Source organism: Streptomyces sp. NPDC005791, assembly GCF_042871485.1.
GTDB lineage: Bacteria > Actinomycetota > Actinomycetes > Streptomycetales > Streptomycetaceae > Streptomyces.
Map to the genome: position 1 here is coordinate 242,949 of NZ_JBIAIP010000003.1, position 16,401 is coordinate 259,349.

Here is a 16,401-nt window from a genome sequence, read left to right on the forward strand (position 1 = left end):
GGAGCGTGCATATGCGTGTGCTCGGTATCAACGCCCTGTTCCACGACCCGTCCGCCGCCCTCGTGATCGACGGCCGTACCGTCGCCGCCGCCGAGGAGGAACGCTTCAGCAGGCGCAAACACGGTAAGCGCCCCCTGCCCTTCTCGGCCTGGGAACTCCCCGAGCTCTCCGCCCGCTGGTGCCTGGAGAGCGCCGGGCTCACCCCGGCCGACCTGGACGCGGTCGCCTACTCGTACGACCCCGGTCTCGCCCTGCCGGCCGAGCAGATGGGGCTCGATGACCCCTGGGACCACCTGCGCCAGGAATACGCCCGCCGTGCCCCCGAGTTCCTGGCCGAGGCGCTGCCCGGCCTGCACCCGGACAAGGTGCGCTTCGTCCCGCACCATGTCGCGCACGCCGCGTCGGCCGGCCTCGCCGCTCCGCTGGGTGACTGCGCGGTCCTGGTCCTCGACGGGCGCGGCGAGTGCGCCTCGCAGCTCGCGGGGGAGTACACCGGGGGCCGGCTGGAGGTGCTCGGCACCCAGCACCTTCCCCAGTCGCTCGGTCTGTTCTACGAGGACCTGACCGACCACCTCGGATTCCTGCGCAGCAGCGACGAGTTCAAGGTCATGGCCCTCGCCTCGTACGGCAAGCCACGGTTCGCCGACCGGATCGCCGAGCAGGTCCACGGCCTGGGCGACGGAGGATTCCGGGCCGCGGGCGTGGACTGGAGCCGCTTCGCCCCGCGCAGGGAACCCGGCGGCGCCTACACCGAGGAGCATGCCGATCTCGCCGCCAGCGCGCAGCGCTGCCTGGAGGAGACGATCCTCGACATCGCCCGGTGGCTCCACGGACGCACCGGTGCGCACCGCCTGGCACTGGCCGGGGGAGTGGCCCTCAACTGCGTGGCCAACGCGCGGTTGCACAGGGAGGGCCCCTTCGACGACGTCTGGGTCCAGCCCGCCGCCGGGGACGCCGGAACGGCCCTCGGTGCGGCACTGCACCTCGCGGCAGGGCAGGGGCCGGTCGTTCCGATGAGCACGGCGGCACTCGGCCGAGGGTGGAGCGACGAGGAGATCCGCCGCATGCTGGAGGCGGCGGCGCTCCCCTACGAGGAACCCGAGGACGTGGCCGCCGCGGTGGCGGAGGAGCTGGCGCAGGACGGCATCGTCGCCTGGTTCCAGGGCCGCAGCGAATTCGGGCCCCGGGCGCTGGGCCACCGCTCGCTGCTCGCCCATCCCGGCCGGGCCGAGAACCTGGAACGGCTCAACGCGGTGAAGGGGCGGGAGGAGTTCCGTCCCGTGGCACCCATGGTGCTGGCCGAACGGGCCGCGGAACTCTTCGACGGCCCGCTGCCCAGCCCGTACATGCTCTTCGTCCACGACGTGGCCGAGGAGTGGAGGGCACGTATTCCCGCAGTGGTCCACGTGGACGGCACGGCCAGGATCCAGACCGTCGACGGCGAGGCCGAACCGCTCGTCGCCAGGATGCTCGCGGCGTTCGAGCGGCGGACCGGACTGCCTGTCGTCGTCAACACCAGTCTGAACACGGCGGGGCGGCCCATGGTCGACCACCCGCGCGAGGCACTGGAATGCTTCGGTTCCGCGCCCGTCGACCTGCTGGCGGTCGGACCGTTCCTGGTCCGCCGGTCGAAGGCCTTCACGTGAGGGCCGGAGACGTGGGGCCCATGACCGGTGGCCCGGCCCCGGACACCGAGCGGCCGTATCCGGCCGAGGCCTACTCCGTGGTCATCCCCACCATCGGCCGCCCCTGCCTCGACGATTGCCTGCGCGCGCTGGCCGAGGCGGCTCAGCCGCCGCCGCACGAGGTGTTCCTGGTGGACGACCGGCCCCATCCCGGTGCCCCGCTGGACGTGAGCGGCGCCGGTCCGCTGGCCGGCCGCGTCCGGATCCTCGCCACCCACGGGCGAGGGCCGGCCGCGGCCCGGAACGCGGGACTGCGCGAAGTGGCCGCGCCATGGGTGGTCTTCCTCGACGACGACGTGCGCGTGGCGCCCGACTGGGGCTCCCGCCTCGCGGACGACCTGGCCGGAGCAGGGCCAGGGACGGCAGGGGTCCAGGGGCGGCTGACCGTGCCGCTGCCCGCCGACCGCAGGCCCACCGACTGGGAACGCTGCACGGCAGGTCTCGAGGAGGCGGCCTGGGCGACCGCGGACATGGCCTACCGCACCCGGACGGTCCGCGCGTCGGGCGGATTCGACGAACGGTTCCCCCGCGCCTTCCGGGAGGACGCCGACCTCGCGCTGCGGATGATGGACGAGGGCTGGACCCTCACCAGGGGCAGTCGCTCCACCCTGCACCCGGTGCGCCCGGCCGACCGCTGGGTCTCGGTCCGCGTGCAGCGCGGCAACGCGGACGACGTCCTGATGAGCCGGGTGCACGGACCCGGCTGGTGGTCCAGGGCACACGCACCGCGGGGCCGCCTGCCCGGTCACGCCGCGATCACCGTGGCGGGCCTCGCCGCCGCGGGCCTGACCCTGGCCGGCCGGCGAAGGGCCGCGGGAGTGGCGGCGGGACTCTGGGCGCTGAGTACCGCCGAGTTCGCGTGGGCCCGGATCGCCCCCGGTCCCCGTACCGCCGCGGAGATCACCACGATGATCGGCACGAGCCTGGTTATTCCGCCCCTGGCGGTCCGTCACTGGGCCGCCGGCCACCTGCGGCACCGAGGCGCTGCTCCCTGGGGAGGGCGGTCATGACCGTGCGCCGCCACCGGCAGCCACCGCAACCCCCTGCGCGGCCTCGTGGCGTCCGCCCGGCCGCCGTGCTGTTCGACCGGGACGGGACGCTCGTGCACGACGTCCCCTACAACGGCGACCCCGCACGTGTCCGCACCGTCCCCGGAGCGGCCGAAGCCCTTCGCCTGGTGCGGGAGGCCGGACTGCAGACCGGTGGCGTCAGCAACCAGTCCGGCATCGGCCGGGGGCTGCTCTCCCACGAGGACGTACGGCGCGTCAACGCCCGGGTCGACGAACTGATCGGGCCCCTCGACGTCTGGGTCTACTGCCCGCACCTGCCCGATGCCGACTGCCCCTGCCGCAAACCGCGTCCCGGCCTGGTGATCGACGCGGCCGTACGGCTCGGACTGCGCGCCGCGGACTGCGCGGTGATCGGCGACATCCGGGCGGACGTACTCGCGGCCAGGGCCGCGGGCGCCGAAGGCATCCTCGTACCCAATGCGGCCACCCTGCCGGAGGAGACCGAGGCCGAGCCCGCACGGGCTCCCGACCTGCTGACCGCCGTGCGGCGTCTCCTGGCCCGCCGTCCTGCCGCGGAGCCCTCCCGGGCGGACGGGCGGCCGGTATGAACGTCCTGGTCGTGCGCCTCGACAGCTTCGGTGACGTGCTGCTCGCCGGTCCCGCGGTGCGGGCGGCCGCCGCGCGGGCCTCGCACCTCACCTTCCTCTGCGGGCCCCTCGGAGAACCCGCCGCGCGCATGCTCCCGGGCGTCGACGACGTCATCGTCTGGCAGGCACCGTGGGAGGGCGTCCAGCCGCCGACGGTCGAGGAGGCCGACGTGCCGGGGCTGATCGGCGTGCTCCGTGCGCGGGCCTACGACACCGCGCTCGTCCTCACCTCCTTCCACCAGAGCCCGCTGCCCGCCGCGCTGCTGCTCCGCATGGCGGGCGTCGCCAGGATCGGAGCCGACAGTGTCGACCACCCCGGACGACTGCTCGACGCACGTCATCAACGCCTGCCGGGCCGCCATGAGGCCGAGGCCGCCCTGGACGTGGCCGCGGCCCTGGGGTTCCGGCCGAAGGCGGGGGACGACGGCCGGCTGCGCGTGCTCCCCCCGCCCGACACCACCGCACTCACCGGCAACGGCCCCTATGTGGTCGTCCACCCGGGAGCGAGCGCCCCGGCCCGGTCGTGGGGCGCCGAACGCCACGCGGAAGCCGTTCAGTTGCTCGCCGACGCGGGCCACCGCGTGGTCGTCACCGGAGGGCCGGCCGAGACCGGCCTGACCCGTCTGGTCAGCGGCGACGTAGCGATCGACCTCGGAGGCCGCACCAGCCCCAGGAAGCTGGCCGGTGTGCTGCGGGGCGCCGACGCGCTCGTCAGCGCGAACACCGGCCCGGCCCATCTCGCCACCGCCGTCGGCACGCCCGTCGTCTCCCTGTTCGCCCCCGTGGTCCCCGCCTCGCGCTGGGCGCCCTACGGCGTGCCCGTCGTGCTGCTCGGAGACCAGCAGGCGGAATGCGCCGGGACCCGGGCCCGGCACTGTCCGGTGCCCGGCCATCCGTGCCTCGACGGCGTCACCGCCCACGACGTGGTGAGCGCGGTGCACAAGCTTCTGAAGGAGAGCGCATGAACATCCTCATCTGGCACGTGCACGGCTCGTGGCTGACCTCCTTCGTCCAGGGCCCGCACACCTACCTCGTGCCGGTGACGCCCGACCGCGGACCCGACGGCCTGGGCCGTGCCCGGACCTGGACCTGGCCCTCGTCCGTGCAGGAGCGCACCCCGGGGGAACTGCGCGACAGTCGGATCGACCTCGTCGTCCTGCAACGGCCGCACGAGGTCGAGCTCACCCACGCGTGGACCGGCCGCCGCCCCGGGCACGACGTCCCTGCCGTGTACGTCGAGCACAACAGCCCCTCCGGGGCACCCGTGGACACCGTGCACCCCGTCGCCGGCCGGACGGACATCCCCGTCGTCCACGTCACCCACTTCAACCGGCTGATGTGGGACAACGGCCGCGCCCCCACCACCGTGATCGAGCACGGGATCATCGACCCCGGGTCCCTCTGGACCGGCACCGAGCCGAGAGCCGCCGTGGTGGTCAACGAACCCGTCCGACGCGGACGCACCACCGGGACGGATCTGCTGCCCCGCTTCGCGCAGGCCGCGCCCCTGCATGTGTTCGGCATGGGGACGCAAGGGCTCGCCCGGCATCTGGACCTGCCGCCGGAACTGTGCCGCACCTCGGAACTCCCGCAGAGCCGGCTGCACCCGGCCATGGCCCGCTGCCGGGTCTATCTGCATCCGGTGCGGTGGACCTCGCTGGGACTCTCCCTCCTCGAAGCGATGTTCCTCGGGATGCCCGTCGTCGCACTGGGGACCACGGAGGTCCGGGAGGCGGTGCCGCCGGACGCGGGAGTGGTCTCCAACAGGCCCGACGTGCTCAACGACGCCCTGCGGCGCTTCCTGGCGGACGCGGCGTACGCCGAGCGGACGGGCAGCCGGGCGCGCGCAGCCGCGCGTGCGCGGTACGGCGTCCAGCGATTCCTCGACGACTGGGAACGACTCATGAAAGAGGTCACGCGATGACGCAGCCGAAGCAGAACCCCGGCCGGGTCGCCCTGGTGTCCGAGCACGCGAGTCCCCTGGCGGCACTGGGCGGTCCGGACGCCGGCGGCCAGAACGTCTACGTGGCGCAGTTGGCCCGCAAGCTGGTTCTGCGCGGACATGACGTCACCGTCTACACGCGGCGGGACAGCACCGACGCACCGGTCACGGTGCGGACCCCGCAGGGAGTGAAGGTCGTGCATGTGCCGGCGGGGCCGCCCACCGCCGTGCCCAAGGACGAACTCTTCGCCCACATGCCTGAGTTCGGCGCTCACCTGGCCAGGATGTGGCGGCACACACAGCCCGACGTCGTCCACGCGCACTTCTGGATGTCCGGGCTGGCCGCCCTCACCGGGGCCCGGAACACGGACATCCCGGTGGTGCAGACCTACCACGCGCTGGGCACGGTGAAGCGCCGACACCAGGGTTCCGAGGACACCAGTCCGCGGGCACGTCTCGAACTCGAGGCCCGCATCGGGCTCGAGGCCGACGCGGTCGTCGCGACCTGTGCCGACGAGGTGAACGAACTCGTCGCCATGGGCGTTCCGCGCGACCGGATCGACGTCGTGCCGTGCGGGGTCGACACGTCGCACTTCTCGCCGAGGCCCGCCACCCGTCGGCCGGACGGCGCCCCCCGCCGGCTCCTGTCCGTAGGACGGCTCGTGCCCCGCAAGGGTTTCGACCGTGCGATCAGGGCGCTGTCCGGGGTGCCCGACGCCGAACTGCTCATCGCGGGCGGCCCGCAGGCCCCGCTGCTGTTCGCCGACCCGGAGGCCGGGAGACTGCGCAAGATCGCCTCCGAGTACGGGGTGACCGAACGGGTCCGCATGCTCGGCTGCGTTCCGCAACACCTGATGCCCGGCCTCATCTCCAGCGCAGACCTGCTTCTCTCACTGCCCCGGTACGAGCCCTTCGGCATCGTCCCCATCGAGGCCATGGCCTGTGGCGTCCCCGTCGTCGCCACGGCTGTCGGGGGTCAGCTCGACACCGTCGTCGACGGTGTGACCGGTACCCACGTACCTCCTGTCGACGCCGCCGGCGACGACCACGACCTCGCCGCCGTCATCCGCTCACTGCTCGACGACCCGGCCCGCCGCGCCCGCTACGGCGCGGCGGGCCGGGCCCACGCGCTCGCCCGCTACACCTGGGACGAGGTGGCCGACGGCGTCGCACGGGTCTACTCCCGGCTCAGTCCGCACTCCCAGCCCTCGGAGGTGGCACGATGAAGATCATCGCTCCAGGCCAGCACTGTGACGATCTGGCCCGCGCGCTCCCGGCCTTCCGCACGGCCGCCGCCGTCACCGAGCGGTGGGGGGCGGCCCTGGCAGGCGTCCTGGCCGACGGCGGCCGGTTGCTCGTGGCGGGCAACGGCGGCAGCGCCGCCCAGGCCCAGCACCTGACCGCCGAACTCGTCGGCCGTTACCGCGACGACCGCCCGGCGTACTCGGCGATCGCCCTGCACGCCGACACGTCCTCCACCACCGCCATCGCCAACGACTACGGCGTCCAGGAGGTGTTCGCCCGGCAGACCTGCGCACACGGCCGCCCCGGCGACGTACTCATGCTCCTGTCGACCAGCGGGGCGAGCGCCAACCTGCTGACGGCGGCGACGGAGGCGCGTCGGATCGGCATGCCGGTATGGGCGCTGACCGGGCCCGAGCCCAATCCGCTGGCGGCGTCGAGCGACGAGGCGCTGTGCGTCGAGGCCGCGGTCTCCGCGACGGTCCAGGAACTGCACCTCGTAGCCGTCCACATGATCTGCGAATCCTTCGACCGGGAGATCGCCGCCCGCGAGGCCCGGGGCGAACGGCCGAGTCCGGCGAACAGGACACCCGCCGAGGAGGACCTGGCATGAAGTCCCGCACCCCTCTGCTCGTCGTGGGCGACGCCCTGCTCGACCGCGACCTGTCCGGCCACGCGGAACGCCTCGCCCCCGACGCGCCCGTCCCCGTGCTCTCCCGCAACGAACGGTCCGCCCGGCCCGGCGGGGCGGCGCTGGCCGCCTGCCTCGCGGCGGCGGACGACAGGGAGGTCACCCTGGTCACCGCCCTCGGGGACGACGGCGCCTCGCGCACGGTCAGGGAAATGCTCCGCGACCGGGTCCGCCTCGTCGAGATGCCCCTCGCCGGGGCGCTGGCCAGCAAGACCAGACTCATGGCCGACGGGCGTCCGCTCCTGCGGCTCGACGACGGGGACGGACGTGCCACGGGCGCCACCGCGCAGGCCGAGGAGGCCGTCGCCGGGGCGCGCGCCGTCCTGGTGGCCGACTACGGCCGGGGCGCCGCGGACGTGCTGCGCGACCCCCTGACCGCGCGGGCCCCCCACGTGCCGGTGGTCTGGGACCCGCACCCGGCGGGCGGCCCGCCCGTCACCGGTACCAGGCTGGCCACGCCGGCCGCCGCCGAGGCCCGGCACTTCGCCGGCCGCGATGCTCCCGAGCCGGGCGGTGGAGGGGAGGCCCCGCGCACCGGTCTGCGGCAGGCGGCCGCGGACGCCCGGCGACTGCTGGAGATGTGGGACGCCGCCTCGGTGGCCGTGACCCTGGGCGAGAACGGCGCGCTGCTGTCCCAGGGCGGCACACCGCTGCTGGTGCCCGTCCCGTACCGGGCGGGCGGCGACTGCTGCGGTGCCGGGGACAGATTCGCGGCGACGGCCGCCGGCCGGCTCGCCGACGGTGAGCTGACGGAGCTCGCCGTACGCGAGGCGGTCGACGCCGCCACCCGCTTCGTCGCCGACGGCGGAGCCCACGGGGTCATGCGTGAACCCGCGCGCGAGGACGGCGCCGCCACTGCGGCGGGCGGCGCGTACGAACTGATCCGCCGGGTCCGTGCGCGGGGCGGCACCGTGGTGGCGGCCGGAGGCTGCTTCGATCTGCTGCACGCCGGCCACGTCGAACTCCTCCAGGCCGCCCGCACCGTGGGCGACTGCCTGGTGGTGTGCGTGAACTCCGACGCGTCGGTACGGCGCCGGAAGGGCGGCGGCCGCCCCGTCGTGACGGCCGCCGACCGCGTACGGGTGCTGGAGGCGCTGGACTGCGTCGACGCGGTGATCGTCTTCCACGAGGACACCCCTGAGCGTCTGCTGGGCGAACTGCGCCCCGACGTCTGGGCGAAGGGCGGCGACTACGCGCTCTCCGACCTGCCGGAAGCCGCGCTTCTCGAGAGCTGGGGCGGACAGGTCGTTCTCCTGCCCTACCTCGACGGTCGCTCCAGCACCCGGCTGGTGGAACGCGCGTCGCGGGCCCCCGCGGCGGGCCCGGGGCCCACGACCTCACCGCGGCGGTGAGCGGGAATGACTCCCGACGCACCGGCCGTTCTTCCGCCGCCCTCCGGGAAGCGGCCCACCGTGCTGGTCCTGCGCGCCCTGGGGCTCGGTGATCTGCTGACGGGCGTACCGGCCCTCCGGGCCGTGCGGCGGGCGTTCCCCGGCCATGAGACCGTGCTCGCGGCACCGGGTGCGCTGGGGCCCGCAGTCCGGGCGACCCTGGCCGTCGACGCGCACTTCGTGACCGAGGAGAACGGGCGCCGCGTCCCTCCTCTCGGCCACTGGCGGGGCGCCCCGCCGGACGTCGCCGTCGACCTGCACGGCAACGGACCGGAGAGCCACGAGGCCCTCGCCGCGCTGGGACCGGGCCGTGTCCTCTCGTACGCCCGTCCCGAACCCGGGCACCCCTCACCACCGCGCTGGCGTGCGACGGAACACGAACGGCTGCGCTGGTGCCGCTTCCTCGAGGCCTACGGCATCACGGCGGACCCCGGCGACGTCAGGATCCCGCCACCCGCGCTGCCGTCACCCGCCCCGGGGGCCGTCGTGCTGCACCCCGGTGCCGACTCGGGAGCCCGCCGCTGGCCGGCCGCCCGCTACGCCGCCGTCGCCGCGGGCCTCCGGGCCGCCGGTCACAGGGTCGTCGTCACCGGCGGTCCCGGCGAGGAAAGCCTGTGCGTGGCGGTGGCCGGCGGCGCGGGACTGGGGTCAGGCGATGTCTTCGCCGGCACGCTGACCTTCGCTCAGCTGTCCGCCCTCCTCGCGGGAGCGGCCCTCTTCCTGAGCGGCGACACCGGGCCCGCCCACCTGGCCTTCGCCCACGGAACCCCTTCGGTGACCCTCTTCGGACCGGTCGACCCCGCGCTGTGGGGCCCGCCCCCCGTACGCAGGCACAGGGTGTTGTGGCACCCGGGGCCTCCGGGTGACCCGCACGCGGACGAGCCCGATCCGCTGCTGCTCCGGCTCGACGCCGGCCGGGTGCTGGAGGGCGCACTCGGGGCCCTGGGGCGTGGAGACTCCACCGAGGAAGTGACCGCGCATGCGTGACCGCCCGGGTGACCGGGGGACGGACGGCAGGACCACGGTCGTCGTCATCACCCGCAACCGCCGAGAAAGCCTGATCCGCACCCTTGACCACTTGCAGTCACTTCCGGAGAGGCCGCCCGTCATCGTGGTGGACAACGGTTCGTCGGACGGCACCGGGACCGCCGTACGCGCACACCCCTGCGAGGCCGAACTGCTGTGTCCCGGACGCAACACCGGCGCTCTGGGGCGGAACCTGGCGGCGCGCCGGGCGACCACACCGTACGTCGCCTTCAGCGACGACGACTCCTGGTGGGAGCCCGGAGCCCTGAAAGCCGCGGCAGCGCTCTTCGGCACCTTTCCCCGGCTCGGCCTCCTGGCCGCCCGTACGGTGGTGGAGCCGGACGGCACGGACGACCGGATCAACACGGTGCTCGCGGGTTCGTCGCTGCCGATGCGCGCGGACCTTCCCGGCAGACCGGTGCTCGGATTCCTCGGCTGCTCGGCAGTGGTCCGCCGGTCCGCGTTCCTGGCGGCCGGCGGGTACCACCCGCTGCTCTTCTTCGGGGCCGAGGAGGCACTGCTCGCCTACGACCTGACGGCGGCCGGCTGGGGCGTCGTGTACGAGTCGTCCCTGGTCTCCCATCACGCCCCCGACCCGGGGGAACGCCCGGGCAGGACGACGCGGATGCGGCGCAACGCACTGCTCACGGCCTGGCTCCGGCGGCCGCTGCCGGTGGCCGCGCGGGAGAGCGGCCGTCTGCTGGGGGAGTGGTCCCGAGGGGACACGGAGGCGGGCCGGGCCCTGAGGGAGGCCCTGGTCAGAGTTCCCGCGGCACTGCGGGGGCGCCGGCGGCTGCCCGGCTGGGTCGAGGATCAGATCAGGCTGTTGGAGAGCGAACCGGCGCGAGGCCGAGCGCGATGACGCCCGAGAGCCCGGCCGGACCGGACCCGCGCACCACGGTCGTGGTGATCACCCACGACCGCCGTCCCGAACTGACGCGCACCCTGCGTCTCCTGAGGGAACTGCCGGAACGCCCGGCCGTCATCGTGACGGACAACGCGTCGGAGGACGGGACGGCTCAGGCCGTGGCCCGGGACTTCCCCGAGGTCCTGCTGCTCAGGCCGGGGAAGAACCTGGGCGCGGTCGGCCGTAACCTCGCGGTGCGTCACGTCCGGACCCCGTACGTGGCGTTCTGCGACGACGACACCTGGTGGGAGCCGGGCTCCCTGCGCGTCGCCGCCGACCGCCTCGACGCGCTCCCTCGGCTCGCGGCCGTCACCGCGCGGATCGTGGTCGAACCGGAGGGGCGGGACGATCCCGTGGTGGCCGAACTGCGTGACTCACCGCTCACCGGACCCGACTGGCTTCCGGGACCGGCCATCGGCTCGTTCCTCGCGGCGGCGACGGTGATGAGGGTGGCAGCGTTCCGCGAGGCTGGGGGCTTCCATCCCGGCATCTGGCTCGGCGGGGAGGAGGAGCTGCTCGCCACGGACCTGATGCGGTCCGGCTGGTGGCTGGCCTATCTGCCCGAGGCGGTCATCCACCACGCCGCGTCGGAGGTCCGGGACAGCACCGCCCGGCGGACCACCGGGCTGCGCAACACCCTGTGGTTCACCTGGCTGCGGCGTCCGGCCGTACCGGCCCTGAAGCGCACCCTTCATCTGCTGGCCACGGTCCCCCGGGACGCTGCGTCCCTGCGGGCCTTCGCGCAGGCGCTGCAGGGGCTGCCCTGGGTTCTTCGGCAGCGCCGGCCCGTACCGAGGGACATCGAGGACCGGCTGGCCGCCCTGGGGGAGGCCCAGCGGCGGGGGACCGCCCGGCGTTACGTGGGCTGAAAACGCAGGCCCGCCCGGAGGGCGGCCTCCGCCGGGCGGGCGTCCGTGCCTCAAGCCCCGTTGTCGTCCTCCTGGATGTGCACCGCCGCCTCCTCGGCGGAGGCCGCACCCCCGTCGATGCCCACATCGCGGCCCAGCACCCTGTTGTTGCGTACGGGACCCGGCTCATCGGCGGCGGTGACGCGCCCGGCGCGTACGTCTCCGGCGTGGTTCTCCTCCGGGCCGTTGTCCTCCGGCTCGTCCTCGGCGGCATCGTCCGTCGCACCAGGGTCCGTTTCGGGCTGCTCCTGTGCGAGGCGCTGGTCGAGGGACTCCCCCTCCCGCTGCTCCTCACCGGTCGTGCCGTACTTCGACACGCCCAGAGGCTTCTCCGGCGGGGAGTACCCCGTGTCCAGTACGTCGTCGAGGCCGGGTTCGTCGATCACGTTCTCCGGATCGAGCTCGTCCGTCGGCGGGTTGTCCACGTCCGATCCGTCCGGCTGGTAGACGTCGTCACCGCGTCCTGCGTCCGACATCAGGCTGCTCCTTCCCTTGAGGTGTGCCGCGTGCGCCGTCGCCCGTTCGCGCGGGCCGTCCGGCGTCGCCGCTCTCCTGCCCACCCGAGCGCAGGTCAGTGATCCGAACCGGGACGGAGCCGCGGACCGGTCCGCCAGCGGAGGAAGGCATCACCGGTCGGCCCCGGCAGCTTATGACCGTTATGAGGCAGGTGCGACCGGGAAAGAACCCTTCGCGAGGCCGCCTCACCTCACCGAAAGGAACGCTTGTTCTAATAGCGCGTAGACTTGCCGTCATGTCCGTACACCTCCAGGGCTCGCTCTTCGACCAGGCCGACGGCCCGCGCCTCGGCCCCCTCACCGGACTCCGACGGACGGTCCTCGGCGACGGCGCGTGGATAGACCTGCTGCCGGGATGGCTGGGCGGCGGCGACGAGCTCTTCGCCGCACTCGCGGCCGGAGTGCCCTGGCGCGCCGAGCGGCGGCAGATGTACGACCGGACGGTCGACGTGCCCCGGCTGCTCGCCTTCTACCGCGCCGGGGACGCGCTGCCGAGCCCTGTGCTCGACGAGGCCCGCGACGCACTGTCCTCCCACTACGGTGACGAGCTCGGCGAGCCCTTCACCACGGCCGGACTCTGCTACTACCGGGACGGGCGCGACAGCGTCGCCTGGCACGGCGACCTGAACGGCCGCAGCTCGCACGAGGACACGATGGTGGCGATCCTCTCCCTCGGTGCCCCGCGCGATCTGCTCCTGCGTCCCTGCCGCGGCGGTGACACCGTGCGCCGGCCGCTCGGCCACGGCGACCTGATCGTCATGGGCGGCTCCTGCCAGCGCACCTGGCAGCACGCGATCCCGAAGACCGCGCACGCCCGGGGGCCGCGGATCAGTGTCCAGTTCCGGCCTCGCGGAGTGCGCTGACGCACGCCTCGGCGAAGAGCCGGACACCGCCCTTCGAAGAAGGCCCTGCATGTCGGCTGCCGGCCAGGGCAGGCGCTGTGGTGTGCAGGAGCACTTTCTCACCGAAGGGACACCCGTATGCCGCAGGTGCAGCGCAAGAACATCTTCGTCGTCGGCCTCGACGACTCGAACCTGCCGATGCTGGAAGCGGTCCCGGACGCCGACGCCTACCGGTTCCACCGCTTGCTGACCGTCGAGGAACTGCAGGAGGGCGAGGTGTCCGTGCCCGCACTGATGGACCGTGCCCGGGCCGTTCTCGACGCGCACGACGGCAGCATCGACGCGATCGTCGGTTACTGGGACTTCCCGGTGAGCACTCTCGTCCCGATGCTCGGCAAGGAGTACGGCGTGCGTACGACCAGCCTCGAATCCGTCGTCAAGTGCGAGCACAAGTACTGGAGCCGCCTCGAACAGCAGAGGGTCATCGAGGAGCACCCGCGCTTCGGCCGGGTGGACCTGGAGGCGGACGACCCGAAGCCCCCCGAGGGTGTGAACTTCCCCATGTGGCTCAAGCCGGCCCTCGCCTACTCGTCCGAGCTGGCCTACGGGGTCTCGGACATGACGGAGTTCCGAGCCGCCGTCGACAGGATCCGGGCCGGCATAGGCCGGGTCGGCAGGCCCTTCGACACCGTGCTCGACCTGCTGGAGCTCCCCCCGGAGATGGAGGGCGTGGGAGGCCAGGTCTGTCTGGCCGAGGAGGCGATGACCGGGATCCAGGTGGCCGTCGAGGGTTACGTGTACCAGGGCAGGGCGCATGTGTACGGCGTGCTGGACTCGATCAACTACCCGGCCTCCCCGTGCTTCCTGCGCCACCAGTACCCCAGCAGCCTCCCCGCCCCGGTCATCCGCAAGCTGCACGAGGTCAGTGAGCGGACCATGCAGCAGATCGGCATGGAATCGGCCACCTTCAGCATCGAGTACTTCTACGACCCGAAGACGCAGGACATCAGCCTGCTGGAGATCAACCCCAGGCACTCGCAGTCCCATGCCGAACTCTTCGACTACGTCGACGGCGTGCCCAACCACCACCGCATGATCAGTCTCGCGCTCGGGCGCGACCCGGCACTGCCCGGAGGACTCGGGCCCTACGCCGTGGCCGCCAAGTGGTACTACCGCTGGTTCGGCGACGGGAAGGTGCACGAGGTGCCCACCCCGGAGCGGATCGCCGCCATCGAGCGCGAGATACCCGGAGTGCGCATCGACGTCGTGCCCGAGGAGGGACAGAAGCTCTCCACGGTCTCCCAGCAGGACAGTTACAGCTACGAGGTGGCACACATCTTCACCGGAGGAGACGACGAGGAGGACCTGCGCCGCAAGTTCGACCGGTGCGTGGCAGCCCTCGGCCTCACCTTCGACGAGACGGAGCCGGGAGGCCGCGGCACGAAGACCCGGTGAGCAGGCAGGTCCAGCACGACGAAAGGAGGTCGCACCGGCATGCGCCACGTCGACCAGCTGCCCTTCGCGATCCAGGAAGAGAAGCACGTCACGATCCCCATGGAGGACGGAGTCAAGCTCTCCGCACGGATCTGGCGGCCCACCGCCTCCGACGCGGAACCCGTGCCCGCCGTCCTGGAGTACATCCCGTACCGGAAGAACGACCTCACCTCCACACGTGACGCCATCCACCACCCCTACTTCGCCGGACACGGTTACGCGTGCGTGCGTGTCGACCTCCGGGGGACGGGCGAGTCGGAGGGGGTCCTCCTGGACGAGTACCTCGAACAGGAACAGAGCGACGCCGAGACGGTCCTCGCCTGGATCGCCGAGCAGCCCTGGTGCGACGGGAACACCGGGATGATGGGCATCTCCTGGGGCGCCTTCGCCGCCCTCCAGACGGCGGCACGCAGGCCGCCGAGCCTGCGCGCCATCTGTGTCGCGTCGTTCACCGACGACAGGTACGCCGACGACATGCACTACCTCGGCGGCGCGATGCTGTCCGACAACCTGGCCGAGGCCGGGACCATGTTCGCCTACGCCACGTGCCCGCCCGATCCGGCCGTGGTCGGTGCACGCTGGCGCGAGATGTGGCGGGAACGGCTCGACGCGGCACGCCCATGGGTGCTGGAGTGGCTGCGCCACCAGAGCAGGGACGACTACTGGCGCCACGCCAGCCTGAGCGAGGACTACTCGGCCCTGCGCTGCCCGGTGCTCGCCTCCAGCGGCTGGGCGGACGGCTACTCCAACGCGGTGACCCGACTGCTCAGCCACGTCGACGTGCCGCGCAAGGGACTGATCGGCCCCTGGTCGCACAAGCTCCCCCACCTCGGCGAGCCGGGACCGGCCATCGGATACCTCCAGGAGGTCGTGCGCTGGTGGGACCACTGGCTCAAGGGCATCGACAACGACGTCATGGACGGCCCCATGCTCCAGGCCTGGATGCAGGAGAGCGTCCCGCCTTCCACCTCGTACGAGGAACGGCCCGGCAGGTGGGTCGGTGAGCCGTCATGGCCCTCGCCGAACATCGGTGAGACCGTCCTCCCGCTGCGGGACGGAGCCCTGGGCGGGCCGGAGGCCCACGGGAAGCAGGAGGACCGCGTCCACACGGTGCAGTCACCGCTGTCGGTCGGCCAGTTCGCCGGCAAGTGGGCCTCGTACAACGCCCCGCCTGACCTCCCCTACGACCAGCGCGAGGAGGACGGCGGCTCGCTCGTCTTCCAGACCGAGCCGCTGGCCGAGCGCGTCGAGGTCCTCGGCGCACCCGCCCTCGACGTGGAGGTGGCCGCGGACGCACCGCTGGCCCAGCTGAACGTCAGGCTGTCCGACGTCGCACCGGACGGGCGCTCGACCCGGGTGACCTACGGCGTGCTCAACCTGACGCACCGCGACAGTCAGGAGACCCCGGCGGCCCTGGAACCGGGCAAGCGCTATCGGGTGCGCGTACCGCTCCACAGCGTCGCGCAGGCGTTCCCGCCCGGACACCGCATCCGGCTGTCGCTCTCCACCTCGTACTGGCCGCTCGTCTGGCCCGCCCCGGAACCGGCGCTGCTCAGCGTGTACGAGAACGGCAGCACCCTCACCCTGCCGGTCCGCCCCGTCGACGTACCGCAGGACAAGGCCCTGCGCCCCTTCGGCGAGCCCGAGGGCTGCGCGCCGCCGGCCGTCACACGGCTGAGCGAGCCGGAACAGGCGTGGACCGTGACCAGGGACCTGGTGGACTACCGGTCGGTGCTCGACATCGTGAAGGACCGCGGACGCCAGCGGTACGAGGACACCGGGATCGAGACCGGGCTGAGGGCCTGCGAGAAGTACAGCTGGACCGGCGAGGACTTCGGGTCCGTGCGCGGTGAATCGGCATGGGAGATGAGCTTCGGCCGTCCCGACTGGGATGTCCGGGTCGAGACGCGCACCGTGCTGACCTCGGACAAGGACGCCTTCCACGTGGACGCCACGCTCGACGGGTACGAGGACGGGCGCCGGGTCTTCTCCCGTACCTGGAACGAACGGATCCCCAGAGAGAACGTCTGACCCTTCCACCGACGGACGCTGCCGAAGGAGTGACGGCGCGGTGCCCGCCGTGGCGGGGAGGCCCTGCTAC

General features: G+C 73.1%; 15 protein-coding genes. 14 read left to right on the plus strand and 1 reads right to left on the minus strand.

Features of this window, described 5'->3' with window-relative positions:
• Window positions 1-11: 11 nt before the first annotated feature.
• Genes ACFYSH_RS08190 through ACFYSH_RS08240 form a run of 11 tightly spaced genes read left to right on the plus strand, consistent with a single transcriptional unit; the run spans window position 12 to window position 11,410 of the window.
• A complete protein-coding gene (locus ACFYSH_RS08190) occupies window positions 12-1,646 on the plus strand; it encodes a carbamoyltransferase C-terminal domain-containing protein (RefSeq protein ID WP_359465163.1) in 1,635 nt (544 codons plus the stop codon).
• A gap of 20 nt (window positions 1,647-1,666) precedes the next feature.
• Window positions 1,667-2,695: a glycosyltransferase family 2 protein gene (locus ACFYSH_RS08195; RefSeq protein ID WP_388751440.1), complete on the plus strand. Its 1,029-nt coding sequence runs from the start codon at window positions 1,667-1,669 to the stop codon at window positions 2,693-2,695.
• A complete protein-coding gene (locus ACFYSH_RS08200; protein WP_359465166.1) occupies window positions 2,692-3,303 on the plus strand; it encodes an HAD family hydrolase in 612 nt (203 codons plus the stop codon). The genes ACFYSH_RS08195 and ACFYSH_RS08200 overlap by 4 nt, the downstream gene beginning before the upstream one ends.
• Entirely contained in the window at window positions 3,300-4,307 is a 1,008-nt protein-coding gene (locus ACFYSH_RS08205; RefSeq protein ID WP_388751442.1) for a glycosyltransferase family 9 protein, read from the plus strand. The genes ACFYSH_RS08200 and ACFYSH_RS08205 overlap by 4 nt, the downstream gene beginning before the upstream one ends.
• Complete coding sequence (locus ACFYSH_RS08210; protein WP_359465169.1) at window positions 4,304-5,266, plus strand: glycosyltransferase; 963 nt, start codon at window positions 4,304-4,306, stop codon at window positions 5,264-5,266. Before ACFYSH_RS08205 ends, ACFYSH_RS08210 begins: the two co-directional genes overlap by 4 nt.
• Window positions 5,263-6,510 carry a glycosyltransferase gene (locus ACFYSH_RS08215; protein ID WP_359465171.1) on the plus strand — a complete coding sequence of 416 codons (1,248 nt, stop codon included), beginning with the start codon at window positions 5,263-5,265 and terminating at the stop codon, window positions 6,508-6,510. Before ACFYSH_RS08210 ends, ACFYSH_RS08215 begins: the two co-directional genes overlap by 4 nt.
• A complete protein-coding gene (locus tag ACFYSH_RS08220; protein ID WP_359465173.1) occupies window positions 6,507-7,139 on the plus strand; it encodes an SIS domain-containing protein in 633 nt (210 codons plus the stop codon). Before ACFYSH_RS08215 ends, ACFYSH_RS08220 begins: the two co-directional genes overlap by 4 nt.
• Window positions 7,136-8,569 (plus strand): D-glycero-beta-D-manno-heptose 1-phosphate adenylyltransferase, encoded by a 1,434-nt coding sequence (gene rfaE2 / locus ACFYSH_RS08225; RefSeq protein WP_359465174.1) that lies wholly within the window; start codon window positions 7,136-7,138, stop codon window positions 8,567-8,569. The genes ACFYSH_RS08220 and rfaE2 overlap by 4 nt, the downstream gene beginning before the upstream one ends.
• Before the next feature lie 6 nt (window positions 8,570-8,575).
• A complete protein-coding gene (locus tag ACFYSH_RS08230; RefSeq protein WP_359465176.1) occupies window positions 8,576-9,595 on the plus strand; it encodes a glycosyltransferase family 9 protein in 1,020 nt (339 codons plus the stop codon).
• Complete coding sequence (locus ACFYSH_RS08235) at window positions 9,588-10,496, plus strand: glycosyltransferase (protein WP_359465177.1); 909 nt, start codon at window positions 9,588-9,590, stop codon at window positions 10,494-10,496. The genes ACFYSH_RS08230 and ACFYSH_RS08235 overlap by 8 nt, the downstream gene beginning before the upstream one ends.
• Window positions 10,493-11,410, plus strand: a complete 918-nt coding sequence (locus ACFYSH_RS08240; RefSeq protein WP_388751445.1) for a glycosyltransferase family 2 protein — start codon at window positions 10,493-10,495, stop codon at window positions 11,408-11,410. The genes ACFYSH_RS08235 and ACFYSH_RS08240 overlap by 4 nt, the downstream gene beginning before the upstream one ends.
• 50 nt (window positions 11,411-11,460) lie before the next feature.
• Here ACFYSH_RS08240 and ACFYSH_RS08245 read toward each other — a convergent pair whose 3' ends face one another.
• Window positions 11,461-11,925, minus strand: a complete 465-nt coding sequence (locus ACFYSH_RS08245) for a DUF5709 domain-containing protein (RefSeq protein WP_359465180.1) — start codon at window positions 11,923-11,925, stop codon at window positions 11,461-11,463.
• A gap of 275 nt (window positions 11,926-12,200) precedes the next feature.
• Here ACFYSH_RS08245 and ACFYSH_RS08250 point away from each other — a divergent pair, with 275 nt between their 5' ends.
• The 3 genes from ACFYSH_RS08250 to ACFYSH_RS08260 all read left to right on the plus strand — a co-directional run bounded on the left by ACFYSH_RS08250 (window position 12,201) and on the right by ACFYSH_RS08260 (window position 16,331).
• Window positions 12,201-12,827, plus strand: a complete 627-nt coding sequence (locus ACFYSH_RS08250; RefSeq protein WP_359465181.1) for an alpha-ketoglutarate-dependent dioxygenase AlkB — start codon at window positions 12,201-12,203, stop codon at window positions 12,825-12,827.
• 117 nt (window positions 12,828-12,944) lie between these two features.
• On the plus strand, window positions 12,945-14,261 hold the full coding sequence (locus ACFYSH_RS08255; RefSeq protein ID WP_359465183.1) for an ATP-grasp domain-containing protein: 1,317 nt from the start codon (window positions 12,945-12,947) through the stop codon (window positions 14,259-14,261).
• 39 nt (window positions 14,262-14,300) lie between these two features.
• Window positions 14,301-16,331 carry a CocE/NonD family hydrolase gene (locus ACFYSH_RS08260; RefSeq protein WP_388751448.1) on the plus strand — a complete coding sequence of 677 codons (2,031 nt, stop codon included), beginning with the start codon at window positions 14,301-14,303 and terminating at the stop codon, window positions 16,329-16,331.
• The last annotated feature ends 70 nt before the right edge of the window (window positions 16,332-16,401 follow it).

Bases quoted from the DNA above. Each gene is read 5' to 3' on its own strand.
- ACFYSH_RS08190 (WP_359465163.1), top strand. From the start codon at position 12: ATGCGTGTGCTCGGTATCAACGCCCTGTTCCACGACCCGTCCGCCGCC.
- ACFYSH_RS08195 (WP_388751440.1), top strand. From the start codon at position 1,667: ATGACCGGTGGCCCGGCCCCGGACACCGAGCGGCCGTATCCGGCCGAG.
- ACFYSH_RS08200 (WP_359465166.1), top strand. From the start codon at position 2,692: ATGACCGTGCGCCGCCACCGGCAGCCACCGCAACCCCCTGCGCGGCCT.
- ACFYSH_RS08205 (WP_388751442.1), top strand. From the start codon at position 3,300: ATGAACGTCCTGGTCGTGCGCCTCGACAGCTTCGGTGACGTGCTGCTC.
- ACFYSH_RS08210 (WP_359465169.1), top strand. From the start codon at position 4,304: ATGAACATCCTCATCTGGCACGTGCACGGCTCGTGGCTGACCTCCTTC.
- ACFYSH_RS08215 (WP_359465171.1), top strand. From the start codon at position 5,263: ATGACGCAGCCGAAGCAGAACCCCGGCCGGGTCGCCCTGGTGTCCGAG.
- ACFYSH_RS08220 (WP_359465173.1), top strand. From the start codon at position 6,507: ATGAAGATCATCGCTCCAGGCCAGCACTGTGACGATCTGGCCCGCGCG.
- rfaE2 (WP_359465174.1), top strand. From the start codon at position 7,136: ATGAAGTCCCGCACCCCTCTGCTCGTCGTGGGCGACGCCCTGCTCGAC.
- ACFYSH_RS08230 (WP_359465176.1), top strand. From the start codon at position 8,576: ATGACTCCCGACGCACCGGCCGTTCTTCCGCCGCCCTCCGGGAAGCGG.
- ACFYSH_RS08235 (WP_359465177.1), top strand. From the start codon at position 9,588: ATGCGTGACCGCCCGGGTGACCGGGGGACGGACGGCAGGACCACGGTC.
- ACFYSH_RS08240 (WP_388751445.1), top strand. From the start codon at position 10,493: ATGACGCCCGAGAGCCCGGCCGGACCGGACCCGCGCACCACGGTCGTG.
- ACFYSH_RS08245 (WP_359465180.1), bottom strand. From the start codon at position 11,925: ATGTCGGACGCAGGACGCGGTGACGACGTCTACCAGCCGGACGGATCG.
- ACFYSH_RS08250 (WP_359465181.1), top strand. From the start codon at position 12,201: ATGTCCGTACACCTCCAGGGCTCGCTCTTCGACCAGGCCGACGGCCCG.
- ACFYSH_RS08255 (WP_359465183.1), top strand. From the start codon at position 12,945: ATGCCGCAGGTGCAGCGCAAGAACATCTTCGTCGTCGGCCTCGACGAC.
- ACFYSH_RS08260 (WP_388751448.1), top strand. From the start codon at position 14,301: ATGCGCCACGTCGACCAGCTGCCCTTCGCGATCCAGGAAGAGAAGCAC.